The organism is Psychrobacter sp. T6-6, assembly GCF_052258185.1.
In the GTDB taxonomy this organism is placed as follows: Bacteria; Pseudomonadota; Gammaproteobacteria; order Pseudomonadales; family Moraxellaceae; genus Psychrobacter.
On the sequence record NZ_JBQQEX010000006.1, the window covers coordinates 84499 to 103047 of the forward strand.

Below are 18549 nucleotides of genomic sequence, written 5' to 3' on the forward strand. Positions count from 1 at the left end.
TCAATTATGAAACAGCAGCAGCACCGCCAACGATTTCCGAGATTTCTCGGGTAATCGCCGCTTGACGCAGCTTGTTATAAACCAACTGTAAATCGTTAATAAGGTCACCAGCATTATCTGTTGCCGCTTTCATCGCAACCATACGTGAAGACTGCTCAGAGGCAATGTTTTCCATTACCGCTTGATAAACAATCGACTCAATATAGCGACCAAGCAATTCATCAATCAATGTCTTGATATCAGGCTCGTAGATATAATCCCAGCTAAGTTCTGTCTGTAGACCACTGTCTTCATCATCAAATGACTGCTCTGGTAGAGGAACCAACTGATTGACCGTTGGTTTCTGAGTCATCGCATTGACGAATCGGTTATAGACCACATAGATACGGTCAATATTGCCGTTACTATAGTCTTCAAGCATCGCTTGAACTGGTGCATTCAACTGCTCAAACGTTGGTTTATCGCCATAATCGGTCACAGCCGATGTGACTTTACCACCAAAATTTTTGAAGAAGCTCACACCTTTGGCACCGATGACTGCAAACTCAGCTTGTACTGACTGATCTTGATAATCTTGGATACTTTTAGATAAAGCTTTGAATAGGTTAATATTCAAGCCACCCGCTAGGCCACGGTCAGAGGTAATGACGATATAGCCAACCTTATTGACTGGACGCGATACCATATACGGATGTTTGTAGTCTGATGAGGCATGCACCAAATGTGAAATAACCCGGCGCATACTATCAGCATACGGGCGACCCACTTCCATGCGCTCTTGAGCACGGCGCATCTTACTTGCCGCTACCATTTGCATAGCACGAGTAATTTTCTGGGTGCTTTTAATACTGGTGACTTTGGCACGTATCTCTTTTAAGCTTGCCATAATGATTCCAATATAAGAGGGTTAAAAAGCATTGGCGCATGCGACAATCATTTGATATGCAACATCACTCTTATAGAATAACATTTTATATCTTGTGGCATTACGCGATCTAATACCGGTAATGGTTAAAACAGTGGCGCAAATATCTAGTCAGACAACGCGCCACTTTTCAAACGACAGTTATAACCATTTCGGCTTAACCCGTTAAATTAATAACTGTGATTTTGTTTAAAGGTCTCTAACGCTGACTTTAAACGACCTGCGATATCATCATTGTAGTTCGCAGTGTCATCAATCTCACGCATCAATTCACTTTGCTCATCATGCATATAGCGCAAGTATGCTTCTTCAAAAGAACCAATCTTTTCAACAGGAACGTCAGCTAAGAAGCCTTCGTTTGAAGCATAGATAACGGCTGCTTGCTCAGAGATTGACATCGGCTGGTATTGCTTCTGCTTCATCAATTCAGTTACACGCTCACCATGATCAAGCTGTTCGCGAGTTGCGTCATCAAGATCTGAGGCAAACTGAGCAAATGCTGCTAGTTCACGATACTGAGCTAGAGCAGTACGAATACCACCAGATAGCTTTTTGATGATCTTAGTCTGAGCGGCCCCGCCCACACGAGATACCGAGATACCAGCGTTGACTGCTGGACGGATACCTGAAGCGAATAAACTAGACTCTAGGAAGATCTGACCATCAGTGATTGAGATCACGTTAGTCGGTACGAATGCAGAAACGTCACCGGCTTGGGTTTCAATAATAGGCAATGCGGTTAAAGAACCAGTTTTACCTTTCACTTCACCGTTAGTGAACTTTTCTACATAATCAGCGTTTACGCGTGATGCACGCTCAAGTAAACGTGAGTGTAAATAGAATACATCACCAGGATAAGCTTCACGACCTGGCGGACGACGTAGCAATAGTGAAATCTGACGATAAGCAACCGCTTGCTTTGATAAATCATCAAATACAATCAATGCATCTTCGCCGCGGTCACGGAAGTATTCGCCCATCGTACAACCTGAGTACGGTGCGATATACTGTAGTGCGGCAGGCTCTGATGCTGAAGCAACCACAACAGTGGTATATTCTAATGCACCAGTTTGCTCAAGTTTACGTACCACGTTAGCGATGGTCGAACGTTTCTGACCGATAGCCACGTACACGCACTTAATGCCAGATGATTTCTGTGCGATGATCGCATCGATAGCCATCGCTGTTTTACCAGTCTGACGGTCACCAATGATAAGCTCACGCTGACCACGACCGATTGGAATCATGGTATCAACGGCTTTATAACCGGTCATTACTGGCTGATCTACTGACTGACGATCGATAACGCCTGGAGCGATCTTTTCGACTTTGTCAGTCATTTTGGCATCGATAGGACCTTTGCCATCAATAGGATTACCCAAAGCATCAACAACACGGCCTAGCAGCTCAGGACCTACGGGTACTTCAAGAATGCGACCAGTACAATAGGCTTTTTGACCTTCTTGTAACTTTAGGAAGTCACCTAGTACTACTGCACCAACAGAATCACGCTCTAAGTTAAGCGCCATTCCATAGACTTCACCTTCAAACTCAATCATTTCGCCGTACATGGCATCTTCAAGACCATGAATCTGCACGATACCGTCAGATACTTTGACAATCGTGCCTTCATTCTTTGCAGTTGCACCCGCATCAAGGTCTTGAATACGCTGCTTAATCAGGTTACTGATTTCCGCTGGATTCAATTGTTGCATTGCCTTGTTTCCTTTAATTTATGATAACCCGCCCACTGACTTAAATGCTCTTACTATCACGCAGATTGTATTATATGTCTGCGCCGATACATGGCATTAGGCAGTTAGCTGTGTTTTTAACTGTTGTAACTTGCCGCGCATCGAATCATCAATGACTTTATCACCGACTTTGATTGTAGCGCCTGCCAATAGGCTTGGATCAACTGTTTCGTGAATCACTACACTCGCATTTAGCGAGGTAGCAAGACGCGTTTGTAGCATTTGACGCTGTTCATCAGTCAATGGATAAGCAGAGGTCACATATGCGTCAAGCTGCTTTAAGCTTACTGCCTTATGACGGCGATAATGCTCATAAACTTCAGGAAGCAGCGCTAGACGCTCTTGTTCTGATAACTGTTTAACGAAATTGCTAAGTGCTACTGATACTTTTGGATAGCTGGCGTTGCTGCCAAGGTTATTACCTTGAGCATCATCTAATAACTGCTTAAGAGCAGAGTCATTAGCGCTAGCTACTTGCGTATCATAAAGATCGACCAAAGCAGCTGACTTATGCTCAGCAGAAACAGCTGGATTGTCTAGCCAAGTACTGAACGACTTGTCATCGACAACAGTGCTAGCAACAAGCAAGAAGTTTTCCCACTCATTTACTGCGCCGTTTTCGTTGGCATAGTCAAACGCGGCTTTAGCGTACGGTCGTGCTAAGGTTGATAAGTCAGCCATTATATCCTCACAATTACAGCTTCGCCGCCAGTTGGTCTAACATACTGGCATGTTTTTGCGCATCGACTTTGTCTTGCAAAATCTTTTCTGCACCAAGTACAGCCAGCTCAGCAACTTGGGCACGTAATGATTCACGTGCTTGATTGATTTCTTGCTCAATAGATGCTTGAGCTTGTTGACGAATACGCTCGCCTTCCGCTTGGGCTTGCGATTTTGCATCTTCGACAAGCTGATTAGCACTTTTGTTGGCTTGCTCGATTAATGCAGCAGCCTTGGTCTTTGCAAGATCAAGTTCCTGCTGGACACTTTGCTCCGCGGTCGCCAAATCTGCTTTTGCTTTTTCTGCGGCATTTAAGCCATCTGCGATTTTACGCTGACGCTCATTGATGGCACCGATAAGTGGTGGCCACACGAATTTCATGCAAAAAACCACAAATATTGCAAAAGCAATGGCTTGACCGACGAGGGTAAAATTGATATTCACGTGATCACCTCTTTGTTAATGAAAAATCAGTTTCATTGATCATGTTTGGCAGTCAAATCTTGACTATATGTGATAGAAAATTCTTGAGTACCAAACATTTACAACTGAGCTTTCGGATTAACCTGCTAGAGGGTTAGCGAACAACAATAGCATAGCAATACCAACACCGATCATCGGAATAGCATCAAGAAGACCTGCTACGATGAACATACGAGTTTGCAACTGTGAGCCAAGCTCTGGTTGACGTGCAACACCTTCTAAGAATTTGCCACCTAGAATAGCAAAACCAATACCTGTGCCAAGTGCGCCAAGACCGATAAGTAGTGCTACTGCGATAACTGTGTAACCACCTAATACTGGATCCATTGATGTATCCTCATTTACCTATTGAATGTCTAATTAATGTTCAGTTGATGATGCAAGCGACATATAAACTATCGTCAGCATCATGAATACGAACGCTTGAAGTGTAATAACTAAGATGTGGAAGATAGCCCACGGTACCGATAACGCCCATTGAATCCAAAATGGCATTAGAGCAATCAGTATGAAAATCAATTCCCCAGCATACATGTTACCGAATAGACGTAGACCAAGTGATACAGGCTTAGCTATTAGAGTAACTGCTTCTAGGATGAAGTTGATCGGGATCAAAATCGCTTGTACGATTGGGTTTTTGGCACCAAACGGATGTAGTGTTAACTCACCGATAAAGCCGCCCAAACCTTTTTCTTTAATGCTATAAAAGATAATCAGTGCAAAGACAGAGAACGACATGCCAAGCGTAATGTTAGGGTCAGTCGTTGGAACAATCTTGAAGAAAACATGATCTGGATCATGGCCCATAGCGGCACCGATCTGTCCAGCTAGACCTGGAATAAAGTCAACCGGTATCAAATCCATCAAGTTCATCAAGAAGATCCAGACAAAAATAGTCAACGCCAGTGGCGCGATCAATTTTGAGGTACCACTGTAAGAATCACGAACGTTGTTATCAACAAACTCAACGATCATCTCAACCGCTGCTTGAGTTTTACCTGGTACGCCTGAGGTTACTTTTTTGGCAACCATCCAAAAGACGGCACAAAATAAGATTCCTAGACCGATTGACCATAGCATAGAATCAAGATGGATAGCATTAAAGCCCATTAACCCTGCTTCTTCAGCATTGTAGGCAACTTTCCAACCTTCGCCCGGCAAGTAGCCGTACGTCCAGTTCGTTAAGTGGTGAGAGATATATTCTGATGATGTTTGCTCGGATGCCATAATGTAAGCTTCTTATTAATCAACGATTTAATCAACTACCAAAAATATGGTTGTCATCTGATGGGTTTAGCGTTTTTATTTGTGGTGCTATTAAGCAAGCAAATAAATCATACTAAAGCGCCCATGTAACCAATAACATCCAACCCATAGTTCTATTGCTAATGCTATATCTGATAGCGTGACATAAATTTTAGCTATCAAAAAAGGGCTTATGATAACTCAGTAATAGCCCTTGCATTTTTATACGCAAAATTATTATACATGTGCTTGCCTATTGGCCGTTTTTACGACCGACGCTCAATGTAGCGTTTATAAGCAAAATATTTAGCTGCCTATATTAATGCAGCGTTGTATTCGTGTAAAGTCTATTATGATCTTATTATCCATTGTATGAATAAGTTAGCTGACAACAACGATTGCTAATATAGCTTTTCGTTCATAATTAAACTGTAAAAAGTTCATTATTAATGACAGTTATGGCTGCGTCCGCCCTACCCTATCATTGTGTCGTTGCATACTGCGCCTAACGTAGAGGCTCATACTTCGGTCTTCATGATCATTAGTGCTGCCATAAGACAGTTTTGTGCTTTGACTTTCCGAACTAGTCATAGAGAAGTTGGACGGCAGGGTGACTTGCCAGTACTATTAATAAATCATCTAATCATTTATTAGCGCTAGCGTATATGCCACAACATCCAACTGTGACTAATTTGCATTACCATAAAACCGATAAACAACGCAGGCGCAGATAGGGGTTGTACGGTAATAAAAATTAGTGCGAAACCAAACACGGTCAACAGCCACTTTGCCATCTGACCTCGATATAGCTGGCTAACGATATGTTGGCGCGCGCGATATCCTGTGTACCAAAAGATAAAAAAAGCAAATACGGCTTGAGTCGTGAAACTGAGCAATGCCCCGATTGCGGCGCTTTTTGCTACTGTAAGCTCACTACGTAACCAAGTAGTATCTACCATCCAAGCAACAATGATAAAAATAAACAATATCCATGCTTGCCGTTTGATATAGATGCCAATCTTATCTTTTTGCGTGCGTTTGGCAGGCTTGGTCATCGATATTCCTATAGCCTTTCAGCATTGGGACAATATAGCATACTTGCCATATTTTTATCCGTGAATGACTTACTCTACAGGCATTACCTTTAAACCAAAATAAAACGCCACTTATTATAAGGAGACCATTACTATTAAGCAAGTAAAATATGACCTTTATCAGTCACCTAACTCACAGACTTACGACGATGGCGTGTTTTCATCTATCAAAATCAAATCACGCCATTACTTGAACATCTCTATATGACCCGTGGTGTAGTGTATATCACGTTTATGATGTTATACATTGATTGATTTGCTGGGCCATAGTTTGCCAACTGCTAACAAAATCTTCGCTGTTGTTGCTCATATCTTCGACTTGGATGGTTGTATTAACTGGCTGTAACTTAGCAAGCAAACCTTTTGAAACACTACCTTGGTTGACCATACACATTTGCTCAACAGGACGGTTTTTATTTAACCAAAGTAGCTGGCTGGCTTTTGGAGAGATATGATGATCGGGGCTTAGACTACCTGCTAATTTTATATGCGCCGCTTTTTCAATATATTGATAAGCGTCATGATATACCCAGTAAGGGCGATCTGTCTGTGTGCCTTGCTGTACGTCAGCAACGGCTTTATCCATACGTTCAGCAAACTTTTTGACATTGGCTTGATAAGTACTTGCATGCTCTGGATTAGCATGGCTATGAATCACAGCTAGTGCACGGGTAATGGCTTTGGCATTTTCAGGATCGAGCCAAATGTGCGGATCTAGCGTACCTTCAATCGCCTCGCCTTTTACATCACGCAGCGGATAACGGTTAAAGGCATCAAACTCAAACATAGCAATGGCGTTGGGTGCATTTTTCAAACTACCCGTTAGACTATTTTCTAATGCAGGCCCAAACCAAACAACAAATTTACTGTCTTTAATAGCTTTCATATCACTTGGACTAACGCTACCATGATGCCCAACATCGCCTGCCTGTAGAATTCTATTGGCCGATGGTGTGCCATCAGTGACCGCTTCACTAAGTAAAAACATCGGATAGTTGCTCACACTGACCGTCGCAGCTTGCGTACTTAATGTAAAAGATCCTATCACTAGTCCTGTAATCAGTAAGCGTTGTAGCATGATGATTGAGCGTCGAAAATAAGTAACAATAGCGTTCATAGCAAGCTCTTTGGTTAATGAGTCATTCTTTATTTAAAGTCGTTCTTTAGTTAACAAGTAACCACAATGCGAATCATCGTTTTTATTGTAAGGCTCCTTTTAAGAAGGAGACACACATATGGGAACAGCGTGTCTGGCTGTCTGTAGCGGCTTTAAAACAGCTGATTCGGATCTGTAGTTATAGTTTCAGCTTTATTATGTTATACTATAACAACAAAAAACGCTATCATAAAAAACGTCATACGATTACCATGCTATTTTTAGGAGCCTATACTATGTCTACTACTCCGTCACTCTGTGAGCATTTGCATGATGTGCAAGATTTGACTGCGCATGACGTTACTGAGCGATTGCTAGCCGCAAAGGAGCACTGCCGCTTGAATGGGGCACGGTTTACGCCGCTACGCCAGCAGATATACCAGTTGGTACTAGAATCTGATCAACCTGTTGGCGCTTATGACTTAATCACTCAATTACAGCAAATGCGACTGTCTGAAACAGATGATATATCGAAGACGCCTGTGGACGAACCAGCTGTTAAGAAGCGCACCCCCAAAAACGTTGCGCCACCAACCGTTTATCGCAGCTTAGAGTTTTTGTTGAGCGAAGGGTTGATTCATCAGCTGACGTCTATCAACGCTTATGTTCCTTGCTGTCATCCCAGAGCACGGCACACGGCCGCCTTTTTAATATGTGATCAGTGTCAGCGGGTTCAAGAGTGTAGTAGTTTACCGGTACAAGAGATGATGAGCTTTGCTGAGCAAGATGTAGGCTTTGTCGTTGAGCGCAGCGTGATCGAACTCAGTGGCCGGTGTCAGGCTTGTCAGTAACATATAAATTCAGCGACCCGTCAATACTGCCTACCTTTCTTTTAATACTGTTCTATTGGTTCTTAACACTTATATTCTGGTTATCCCTCCCCTTTACTTATCTATTTGTTGTCATATTATGAGCCTGTCTACCCTACCCTCTAATCGGCCAGTTGCCCCTATTATGGATAAAAATATTGTGAACGATGCTAGTCAACTGCTGAGCCTACGCAATATCAGCTATTATATTGGGCCGCAACGTCTTCTCTCGAACATTGATATCGACATTGCAACCAACGAAACCGTGAGTCTCGTTGGGCCTAACGGGGCTGGAAAATCTACACTGGTCAAACTCATCTTAGGTTTAATTGACCCGACCAAAGGCAGCATCACGGCACACCAACCACTACAGCTTGGCTACGTACCACAGCGATTTACCGTACCGCCAATATTGCCATTGCGAGTCAGCGACCTATTGGATCAAGCAGATAAAAAACGTCTTACCGCTGAGCAGCGCCAGTTTATCTTTGATAATTTATCGTTAACACACTTATTATCGCGACAAATGTTGCATTTATCGGGCGGAGAGGCGCAGCGAGTGTTGCTTGCCCGAGCATTGTTAGACAAACCCAACTTATTGATTCTGGATGAACCTATGCAAGGGCTTGACCCTGATACAGAGGTTTGGCTGTATCAGTTTATCGATAAATTGCCAGATTTTTTACGTTGTGCCATGTTGGTGATATCCCATGATTTGCACTGGGTTATGAGAGGCAGTCGACGTGTTATCTGTCTCAATAAGCATATTTGCTGCGAAGGAAAACCCAGCGAGCTAGCCATCAGTACCGAGTTTAAAAAGTTGTTTGGTCATTATTATGAACAACCTTACGTGCATCAGCCACATGCTTGCCAGCACCATGCACCAAACGAGCTCGAACTATAACCCTTAGCATCACATACTCTATAGCTTAGCTGTATTGGTTTCAATGTTTTGACATTTAGCAGTGCAGTATTAAGCTCTATAAAATTTCATGGATATTTATTATGACCTCATGGTTAGCTATTATCGCTCCTGCTTGGATCGCTGGCAGTATTTTAGCGCTACTATCGGCACCTTTAGGTTGTTTGGTATTGTGGCGACGTATGGCCTTTTTTGCTGATGCGTTAGCACATGGTACTTTGCTGGGCGTAGCTCTAGCAGCTTGGTGGCAGATGCCAATGGGAATTGGCGTTGCGTTAGTCAGTATCGCAGTAGTGTTAGGGCTGGTTTTGATTGATGATGAGCGTTTGCCTGCTGATGCAGTGTTGGCCGTTGTTGCGGTGTCATTGCTGTGTTTGGGTTTGTTGACCTTGACCCAGCTGACAGACCAACAAGCCAATGTGCTTGGTTTTTTATTCGGTAATTTACTGGAGCTTGGTTGGGATGAGTTGCCCCTACTCGCAGGGTGCGCACTCGTAGGCTTAAGCCTGCTCAGTTATATTTGGCCCGCTCAAATCAAACTGGCCACCCACGAGGCATTGGCGCGTATCCAAGGTATTAATCCGACCCGTCAGCGGCTGTTTTTTATGGGCTTACTTGCAGGGTTCTGTGCCGTTGCTTTACAAGCCGTTGGTAGCTTATTAATCAGTGGGCTACTGGTATTGCCTGCATTGACTGCCCGCTTATGGTCATCATCACCAAAACAAATGGTGATTATCGCATTTATCATCGCTCAGCTGGGGGTGACACTGGGTGTATGGGGAAGTATCTGGTTAGATATTCAAACGGGCCTCTCTATTGTATTGATATTAGCGATATTATTTTTTATCGCTCTGATTTTTTCGAAGCTAACCAAAATAAAATTTCGTTCAGCACGTCATCCATAGTTCATTGGCGTTCAGGCTGTAATGAAGATTTCTAGAAACTTTGTTCAACTTTATTTCACCAATATTACTAGAGCTTTAACTGGCTTTATGTTATAAAATTGGTTTACCACTGCGCGTCGCGATTCACTATTGTGACTCGTCACCAATCGGTGTTGATAACCGTTATAATAGGCACATGTACCATTAAAAATAGTAGATCATTTATCCACACTCGTTCTCACAATGACCATTGTTTTGATTCGATAAGGGACTGACCCAATGCCAAGCTATCCTGTCAATAAGATCAGTACGCCCGATGAACAGATGAATATTTTACAAATCACTGATTTGCATTTATCCACGCCTGTCGCTGCTGATATTGATAGCAGTGGTTACAACGATGCTGGCAATTGTCAGCGCAGCTTTGAGACAGTACTCCAGCAAGCACTGAGTGAAGATATTCGCTGCGACTTGATCATTGTGACCGGCGATCTGGTGAATAAAGTAAGGCTGTCAACCTACGACCACATATTTGCTGTCCTACAAGCGACTCAAATCCCTTTTGTTTGTATCGCTGGCAATCATGACGTGACTGACGAGGAGGGCGAACACCTACCGTTTTTTCAGAGGTCGCTCGTTGCCCAGCCAGCTGACTCACGTCTGCTCAGCCGGCATAGGATTGAGGGAGATCACTGGCAATTACTATTGCTAGACTCATCGATTACAGGCAAGGTAGCAGGTGAAGTAACAACCACTGATATTGATTGGCTGTGCGAATGTCTTGATGCCTGTGATAAGCCAGCGCTCGTTGCTCTACACCACCACATCATACCAGTGGATTCTGACTGGATTGATACCCATATGGCAACAAACACGGAGAGTTTTTGGGAGCATATGGCGCCTTTTGAGCATCTACAAGTCATTATTAGTGGTCACACTCATCAAGAGCAAGTTCGTTATCGCCAAGGGGTTACCGTCTATAGCACACCGTCTACCTGCTACCAGTTCAAACCTTATTCGCACGATTTTGCTTATGATGAAAGTGGCCTACCAGGCTACCGCTGGTTGCAATTAGCCAACAATGGAAAGGTTGCAAGCTGGGTTGAAAGACTGGATACTTAATGGCCATATTTTTTACTACAGATAATAGCTCCACCCCTTGCCCACTATGAGCTTAGCCTATATTGACCAAGATTGTACAAGTTAATGAATTAAGAAAAAACGAGATCAAAATAAAAAATAACTTCATTATTACTATAAACAATGATACAACTTGTAAAATGAAGCGAGGACGGTCTAATATTTAAAATTAGGCAATAGAATAATAGCTAGGATGGCCAAGAAACCACAAGCTAAGTGTTAATAGTCAATCATTTATAATACGATTTGAGCAGTGCTATTGAACTAAAGATTTGCATAGCAATATACCTGAGTCAGAGTATGCCGATATACTAAAATAACGATATTATTTGATCAGCTGTGTTACTTGTATCACCAAGTGGTAAAACGTTTGATAAAGGGACAACTTATAGCGTTTGTAAAACTGATAACGTCTTGTCTTTTGATACGTCGTTTTATTGAATTAATTTGAAAAAGTAGGATACCCATATGAGCACCGTGACCACGAATCCAAGTGAAGTCAAGTTTACTCCCTATGTGCCAGCCAAAGACGAAGAGTACATGTCTGACGCACAGTTAGAGCATTTTAAGTCAATTTTGTTGGAATGGAAAAACCAACTGATTGGCGAAGCGGATCGTACCAAAAACTACATTCAAGATGAGTCAAGTGCGATGCCTGACATCAATGACCGTGCAACTCAAGAAGAAGAGTTTGCGCTTGCCTTACGTACACGTGATCGTGAACGTAAGCTCATCCGCAAGATCGACAAGTCTATGTTAGAAATCGAAAATGATGACTATGGATTTTGTGAAACCTGTGGTGTAGAGATTGGTCTACGTCGCCTCGAAGCTCGTCCAACAGCCACGCAGTGTATCGACTGCAAAACCTTGTCAGAGATCAAAGAGCGCCAAAACCAAGGGGCTTAAGCGGTATACAGATAACCATACGTAAGCAGAAGCGACCACATCATGGGTCGCTTTTTGCTTTTACAAGACTATCATTTTTCTTAACCACCACCCCTACTCTACTCTCAAATATATGATCGACGCAAAGCTGCCATTACTAACAAAATAATTTCATTTAATAAATATCTTTTGATACCGATCTTTATTATTCTATCTCTATCATTTTTATCGATAGTTATTTATTTTGAAAAATATTTATACTGATACACCAACTGAACCCAGATTATCACAGCCTATTGGCCGTTTTGCGCCATCACCTACGGGTGAGCTGCATCTGGGTTCTTTTACCACGGCACTTGCTAGCTTCTGTCATATAAAATCGCTCGGTGGCCAATGGTTGCTGCGCATCGAGGACACCGATACTGCGCGCTGTGACAAGCAGTTCACTGAGCAGATTTTGATGGATCTAGAAATACTTGGATTGCACTGGGACGGTGACGTCATCTATCAGTCTGAACGTATCGATATTTACAATGACTACCTGTCTTCATCGCTGCGCCCCTTAACCTACGGCTGCCGATGCTCACGCAAAGACTTAGAGCAGTACTGGGCACAAGAAGATATCAATAGACATCATAGCCAGACCCATACTGAAACACCAGTCAATCAAAAACAGCCAAACCGGCAGCGTTATCCAAGGCGCTGTGTGGCAACCCATCTTGATAGGCAGCAGCATAAATTACGTATACAGCTACCAGACTATAAAATCGGTTTTAATGATGGTATTCAGGGTCAGCAATGGGATAATCCACAGCAGACACTAGGAGACATGGTAGCGCGTCGTCAAGATGGTATGATCAACTACATATTAGCCGCCAGTATCGACGATGGTCTACAACAGGTTACTCATATCATGCGTGGTTTGGATATCCTGCCGATGACCACAGCGCAGATCAGTATTATGCAGGCAGCGGGTCTACCAACGATCGACCATTGGTACCACTTGCCGTTAATTAATAATGCAGATGGTCAAAAGCTCTCCAAGCAAAACCTCGCGCAGCCAATAGACACATCGGATCCAAGCCAACTTATCACTGATGGACTGGCACTCCTACGGCAACCAAAAGTCGATGTCGACACGCCAACCAATATGCTCATCCAAGCCATTGCACAGTGGGACAATGCACCGCTACAAGGTATGCAGCAGCTAAATTTACTCTGTTGATGAGAACCAAGGAACCCTTAATAGCAGTAGACAGCAAAAAGCGCCACTATTTGCGGCGCTTTTTTTAGGTCTTACTCATAAAATGTATAAGCTAACTCAGATGTTTTACTAATTAAAATCTTTTAATAGTAGCGGCATTGGCTCTTTTCGATTTCAGGACTTTCTTTATATATCTTCAGTAGTAGTGCAACCATCACTAGGCTGATCAACATCGAAGATCCACCATAACTAAAGAATGGCATAGTGAGGCCTTTGGTTGGAATGGCACCCATATTCATCGCCGCGTTAATAATTGTCTGCGCAATAAATACCACACCGATACCAAACGCCGTATAACTCATGCGCATTTGACGACGTTTGAGTGCGTTGTAACTGATGCGCATCGCACTACCAATGATCAGTGCTTCGAGCACCAACACCATGCTGACCCCAACAAAGCCTAACTCCTCACCCGTAATCGCCAACAAAAAGTCAGTATGAGCCTCAGGTAAATGCGATAGTTTTTGTACGCTTTCGCCATAGCCGACACCCGTGAACTGTCCACGCCCAAAAGCAATCAAACTACGTGCTAACTGGTAGTCAGTATCTTGCACATCATCAAATGGATCCATAAAAGACATGACACGCACCAATCGGTACTCTGCCGTAGTCACCATCAGTACAGCACCGCCAATAGCCGCCGCACCTAATGCTAAGAAGTGCTTGTAAGGGGCACCAGCGATATAAAAAATCGCGAATAGTGTCCCTAAAATAACGACAAACGAGCCAAAATCAGGCTGTGATAAGAGCAGTATAGTGATTAGCGCTACCACCAGCATAATTCGCAAAAAACCATCGAGACCATTACGCACCTCAAACGAACGGCGCACCACAAAGTCAGAGACAAACACAATCATGACCAGCTTGGCCAACTCTGCGACCTGAAAATTAAAACCGCCTAACGTCAGCCAACGCTTAGAACCATTAATAGGTGTACTAAATAGCGTTGCCACTAGCAACAGACCTGTGATACCCAGTAAAAGAAATTGGGTTTCAGTCTTATAAAGCGTTCGCAGCGACACACTATAATAAGGGATAACAGCGACGATCAAACCAATCATCATGTACAACAGCTGGTTTTTGAAAAAATACAGCTCTGTCATACCGCGGCTGAGCGCAAAAGGAATAGAAGCAGATGCGACCATCAGTAAACTAAGCACCATCATGCAGCCTACGCTCGATAGTAAAATTGCACGTGCTGATGGCATAGAAAGCACACCATCTGTGCCAGAGGCTTGCTTGGTCTGAGACGAGGAACGAAAAAAAGAAGAGAGCGCCATAATTTTATATACACTAACGAACGAAGAAACACGGCGTCTATAAAACGCCACCGTTTAAAAAATGATAAAGTAAATCGTACCAGATAGAGGATGATAGGACAGTCATGAGCAACAAAAGATGCGTGAACTACCACCTATCTAAGCATCAAACCAGTTATGGTGACAGTAGCAGCAATCTATAAGCAAAACAATCGTTTATAAAGAAAATACCATCTAATGCCTACTGCCACAACGACTGAGCTGACTGATCAGAGCGTTTGGCTGATCGAGACTTTTAGCTGATAATCGTGTTATCTGATTGTGTCGCACCTAACTGTTCGACCAATTTACTAAAGTGCTCGCCGCGAGCAGCATAGCCACTGTATTGATCAAAGCTCGCGCAGGCAGGTGACAACAGCACCGCTTGCACTTGTGAAAGACTGCTTATCGTCACTTGCTGAACCGTTACAAACGCGTTTTCTAGTGTCTGGCATTGATGTAATGCGACATCATCACTGAGTTTGGCCGCTCGCAAATGCTGCTCAATCTGTTGTCCATCTTCACCGATGAGTATTACCTGACTTACGTATTGATTGATAAAAGGAGTCAACTCACCAAATTGCTGACCTTTACCTTGCCCACCCAAAATCAGTAGCAGCTTGCCATCTTTTGGGGCATAGACCGCGCCCAACCCTTCGATAGCAGCCATAGTAGAACCGATATTGGTGCCTTTAGAGTCGTCAAAATAGTCGATACCAGCAACGTTCCCTACATATTGGCAACGATGCTCAAGTCCTGAGAAATGCTGCAGCGTATCCAGCATGCTCTCGATAGGTAACCCTGCAAGCTCGCCAAGCGCTAAAGCAGCCTGCGCGTTTAGCAGATTATGACGACCTTTAATCAACAGTTTGTCCGCCGACAGTAACCGTTCTGTACCGCGCGCCAGATAAGTCTGACCTTCCGTATCGGTAATAAGACCGTACTGTCCTTTATCAGGAGCATGAATACCTGTGCTGATTCTTGGTAGGTTGTCTGCCACTAATGGACGGGTGAGCGCATCTTCACGATTAATGACTACTGATTTGGCGCCCTGAAAGATACGATGTTTGGCTTGATGATAACCAAGCATATCACCGTGACGATCTAAATGATCGGGCGACATATTGAGTACCGTCGCGACTTTTGCACCTAAATTAGTAACGGTTTCTAGCTGAAAGCTAGACAACTCTAACACGGCCAACTCCATATCCGTATTATCAAGCAAAGTCAGTGCTGGCACGCCAATATTGCCACCGACACCCACATTAACGCCAGCATCTGCTGCCATTTGCCCAACTAAGGTAGTCACGGTACTTTTGGCATTAGAGCCTGTAATGGCTACTATCGGTACTGTACATGCGTCACAAAACAGTTGAATATCACTGACGACTGGAATATTAGCTCGGCGGGCTGCTGCCACGGCATCGGTTTCAAGCGAGATACCTGGGCTGATAATAATACGTGCTGCTTGCTGTAGTAGCTCTGCATCGATCGCCCCAAACTGACGAATTTCAATATCAGCTGGCAGTTGATCCGCAAGCTTAGGCGCGGCTTGTGCATCTGTTACTGCTACTTGATAACCTTGCTTGGCAAGATAGTGCGCTACCGATAGTCCAGACTGTCCCAAACCGACCACGACCTGTAGACCGTTGCCCTTATGAATCAAGGTTTCTGTTGCGGTATTAGCGGTCATATCTATTCCTTCTGTTAGACGAACAAAGTAGTGGCAAGAAAACAAGCGTGTAGCGACTTTCGGTGACACCCTCACGATGATAGGCATCATAACGGTATCGTTCAAATTTGGGTAATGATTTTTTATGACTTTGTGCTATTATTCGCCTGTTTTTATATTTGGTAGCTAATGCTATAATGGCTGACTTGATTGGTATGTGACATTGTTATGCAATAAGGCGCTACGCCTGATTATTTTAGTTTAGCATGTTGTCACATTTATCGCGCTATTGTCACGTCTCTTTAGCACTGATTCGTGTGTGGTAACTTTATGTCAGGCAACGATCGTTGTGTGGCAAATTATTTATCACCCTCTACTACAGCAAATAATTGCTGATTCTATGCCTTATCTTGGGTGTTATATTCAATAGCCTATTTTAAGCAACCCAGTCCAAACCATATTTTTAGGTCATCTTACTGTCTTCATCATATTTATTATTGATGAGCGTATACGCGATACCAAAAAAATGAGTAGACATACTTATTATTGACCTTGCACATTCCAACACAGCAACATGACCCAGTGCATGTTGACGTAAAAGACAAATGAATAGCTATTATTAGCGACGCGATCATTTTATAAATGAGTAATGATTACTTTTTTTGCCTCTAACCCTATGTAGTTTACTTATGACATCTTTTATTGATAACTTGCGTGACGAGTGGTTTTCCAATGTTCGCGGCGACGTTTTATCGGGCTTAGTCGTAGCCCTAGCACTGATTCCAGAAGCCATTGCCTTTTCTATTATCGCGGGTGTTGATCCAAAAGTTGGCTTGTATGCCTCATTTTGTATCGCCGTCGTGATCAGCTTTGTCGGTGGACGTCCAGGGATGATTTCGGCAGCGACAGGGGCTATGGCATTGGTCATGGTTGATTTGGTTGCCGATCATGGTTTGCAGTATCTGCTTGCTGCTACCCTGTTATGCGGTGCCATTCAGGTCGTAATGGGCATTCTAAAGCTGGGCAATCTGATGCGTTTTGTCTCGCGCTCAGTGGTTATTGGCTTCGTCAACGCACTGGCGATATTGATATTCGCCGCGCAACTGCCTGAGCTAAACCCCATGACCGAACGTGTCGGTATGACGGTTTATATTATGACAGCGGCGGGTTTAGCGATTATTTACCTGTTCCCACTTATCCCTAAAATAGGTCGTGTGATTCCTTCTCCATTGATTTGCATCGTTGGATTGACCGCTGTTGCCATGTATATGAATCTTGATATTCGCAACGTTGGCAGCATGGGTGACTTGCCAGATTCATTGCCAGTATTTTTGCTGCCTGATATCCCATTGAATTTGACGACACTACTTATCATCGCGCCGTATTCTATTGCGCTTGCTATTGTTGGTTTATTAGAGTCTATGATGACAGCAACCATCGTCGATGAGTTGACGGATACACCCAGTGATAAAAACAAAGAATGCCGTGGTCAAGGTATGGCTAACGTGGTATCAGGGTTTTTCGGTGGTATGGCAGGCTGTGCGATGATTGGTCAGTCTATGATTAACGTAAAATCTGGTGGACGTACGCGTCTATCTACGTTGATGGCTGGTGTTGTCTTACTGATTATGGTGGTGTTTTTGAGTGAATGGGTCAGCCAAATTCCAATGGCTGCGCTGGTTGCCGTTATGATTATGGTATCGATTGGTACGTTTAACTGGCAATCTATTCGCGAATTCAAAACGCATCCTATGTCGTTCAATATTGTGATGCTGGCGACAGTATTGACTACGGTCTTTACTCATAACCTAGCTTATGGCGTTGGTGTTGGTGTGCTGCTATCTGCCTTGGCATTTGCCAATAAGATTGGACAGTTCTTGACCATCTTTAGCGAGTACGATGACAGTAGCAATACCCGTTACTACTATGTTCAAGGTCAAGTATTCTTTGCTTCTACGACACAGTTCTTGAATAGCTTCGATACCAAAGAAGCCGTAGATAGCATTCAGATTGATGTTAGCCAAGCACATTTTTGGGATGTGACTGCTGTGGATACTTTGGACAAACTGGTCATGCGCTTGCAACGTGAAGGTATTGATGTCAAAGTGGTAGGACTCAACAATGCGAGTCGCACACTGATTGACCGCTTCTCTGTTCATGATCGCCGAGATATTGGCTTATTAGATTAAGCCACTCTCTATCAGCCTTGCCATACTAATACGAATCAAGGTTTTGTAAATTGATACATGGTATGGATTGATATATGAATAGGCGGCCATAATGGTAATCAGGGTTGA

General features: G+C 43.4%; 17 protein-coding genes. 7 read left to right on the forward strand and 10 right to left on the reverse strand.

Going from position 1 to position 18549, the window contains the following annotated elements:
* Positions 1-4 precede the first annotated feature (4 nt).
* From atpG to ACTXGL_RS10440, 8 genes are all read right to left on the reverse strand, one after another.
* Positions 5-886, reverse strand: a complete 882-nt coding sequence (gene atpG / locus ACTXGL_RS10405; RefSeq protein ID WP_443526718.1) for a F0F1 ATP synthase subunit gamma — start codon at positions 884-886, stop codon at positions 5-7.
* A 209-nt stretch (positions 887-1095) separates the two neighbouring features.
* The gene (gene atpA, locus ACTXGL_RS10410) at positions 1096-2640 is read right to left on the reverse strand and encodes a F0F1 ATP synthase subunit alpha (protein ID WP_319052002.1); all 1545 of its coding nucleotides are present in this window, start codon (positions 2638-2640) and stop codon (positions 1096-1098) included.
* 96 nt (positions 2641-2736) lie between these two features.
* Positions 2737-3360, reverse strand: a complete 624-nt coding sequence (locus tag ACTXGL_RS10415) for a F0F1 ATP synthase subunit delta (RefSeq protein ID WP_443526721.1) — start codon at positions 3358-3360, stop codon at positions 2737-2739.
* A gap of 13 nt (positions 3361-3373) precedes the next feature.
* Positions 3374-3844 carry a F0F1 ATP synthase subunit B gene (locus tag ACTXGL_RS10420; RefSeq protein ID WP_443526723.1) on the reverse strand — a complete coding sequence of 157 codons (471 nt, stop codon included), beginning with the start codon at positions 3842-3844 and terminating at the stop codon, positions 3374-3376.
* Between the two features lie 117 nt (positions 3845-3961).
* On the reverse strand, positions 3962-4210 hold the full coding sequence (gene atpE / locus ACTXGL_RS10425) for a F0F1 ATP synthase subunit C (RefSeq protein WP_010197960.1): 249 nt from the start codon (positions 4208-4210) through the stop codon (positions 3962-3964).
* A gap of 33 nt (positions 4211-4243) precedes the next feature.
* A complete protein-coding gene (atpB, locus tag ACTXGL_RS10430) occupies positions 4244-5110 on the reverse strand; it encodes a F0F1 ATP synthase subunit A (protein WP_443526724.1) in 867 nt (288 codons plus the stop codon).
* Positions 5111-5784: 674 nt separating this feature from the next.
* Positions 5785-6183: an ATP synthase subunit I gene (locus ACTXGL_RS10435; RefSeq protein ID WP_443526725.1), complete on the reverse strand. Its 399-nt coding sequence runs from the start codon at positions 6181-6183 to the stop codon at positions 5785-5787.
* Between the two features lie 271 nt (positions 6184-6454).
* The gene (locus tag ACTXGL_RS10440) at positions 6455-7339 is read right to left on the reverse strand and encodes a metal ABC transporter solute-binding protein, Zn/Mn family (RefSeq protein WP_443526726.1); all 885 of its coding nucleotides are present in this window, start codon (positions 7337-7339) and stop codon (positions 6455-6457) included.
* A 275-nt stretch (positions 7340-7614) separates the two neighbouring features.
* On the opposite strand from ACTXGL_RS10440, the gene ACTXGL_RS10445 reads away from it, so the two are divergent.
* The 6 genes from ACTXGL_RS10445 (at position 7615) to gluQRS (ending at position 13243) form a co-directional block, all read left to right on the forward strand.
* Positions 7615-8169: a transcriptional repressor gene (locus ACTXGL_RS10445; RefSeq protein ID WP_443526727.1), complete on the forward strand. Its 555-nt coding sequence runs from the start codon at positions 7615-7617 to the stop codon at positions 8167-8169.
* A 163-nt stretch (positions 8170-8332) separates the two neighbouring features.
* A complete protein-coding gene (locus ACTXGL_RS10450; protein ID WP_443526821.1) occupies positions 8333-9091 on the forward strand; it encodes a metal ABC transporter ATP-binding protein in 759 nt (252 codons plus the stop codon).
* Positions 9092-9192: 101 nt separating this feature from the next.
* Complete coding sequence (locus ACTXGL_RS10455) at positions 9193-10014, forward strand: metal ABC transporter permease (RefSeq protein ID WP_443526728.1); 822 nt, start codon at positions 9193-9195, stop codon at positions 10012-10014.
* A 258-nt stretch (positions 10015-10272) separates the two neighbouring features.
* Entirely contained in the window at positions 10273-11115 is an 843-nt protein-coding gene (locus ACTXGL_RS10460; RefSeq protein ID WP_443526730.1) for a metallophosphoesterase, read from the forward strand.
* 486 nt (positions 11116-11601) lie between these two features.
* The gene (gene dksA, locus ACTXGL_RS10465) at positions 11602-12039 is read left to right on the forward strand and encodes an RNA polymerase-binding protein DksA (RefSeq protein ID WP_319051992.1); all 438 of its coding nucleotides are present in this window, start codon (positions 11602-11604) and stop codon (positions 12037-12039) included.
* Positions 12040-12262: 223 nt separating this feature from the next.
* Positions 12263-13243: a tRNA glutamyl-Q(34) synthetase GluQRS gene (gluQRS, locus tag ACTXGL_RS10470; protein ID WP_443526732.1), complete on the forward strand. Its 981-nt coding sequence runs from the start codon at positions 12263-12265 to the stop codon at positions 13241-13243.
* Positions 13244-13365: 122 nt separating this feature from the next.
* Here the strand turns inward: gluQRS and ftsW are convergent, their stop codons facing one another.
* Positions 13366-14562, reverse strand: coding sequence for a putative lipid II flippase FtsW (gene ftsW / locus ACTXGL_RS10475; RefSeq protein WP_443526734.1), 1197 nt, complete (start codon positions 14560-14562; stop codon positions 13366-13368).
* Between the two features lie 274 nt (positions 14563-14836).
* Positions 14837-16273, reverse strand: a complete 1437-nt coding sequence (murD, locus tag ACTXGL_RS10480; RefSeq protein WP_443526735.1) for a UDP-N-acetylmuramoyl-L-alanine--D-glutamate ligase — start codon at positions 16271-16273, stop codon at positions 14837-14839.
* Between the two features lie 668 nt (positions 16274-16941).
* On the opposite strand from murD, the gene ACTXGL_RS10485 reads away from it, so the two are divergent.
* Positions 16942-18441, forward strand: coding sequence for a SulP family inorganic anion transporter (locus ACTXGL_RS10485; protein WP_443526737.1), 1500 nt, complete (start codon positions 16942-16944; stop codon positions 18439-18441).
* The last annotated feature ends 108 nt before the right edge of the window (positions 18442-18549 follow it).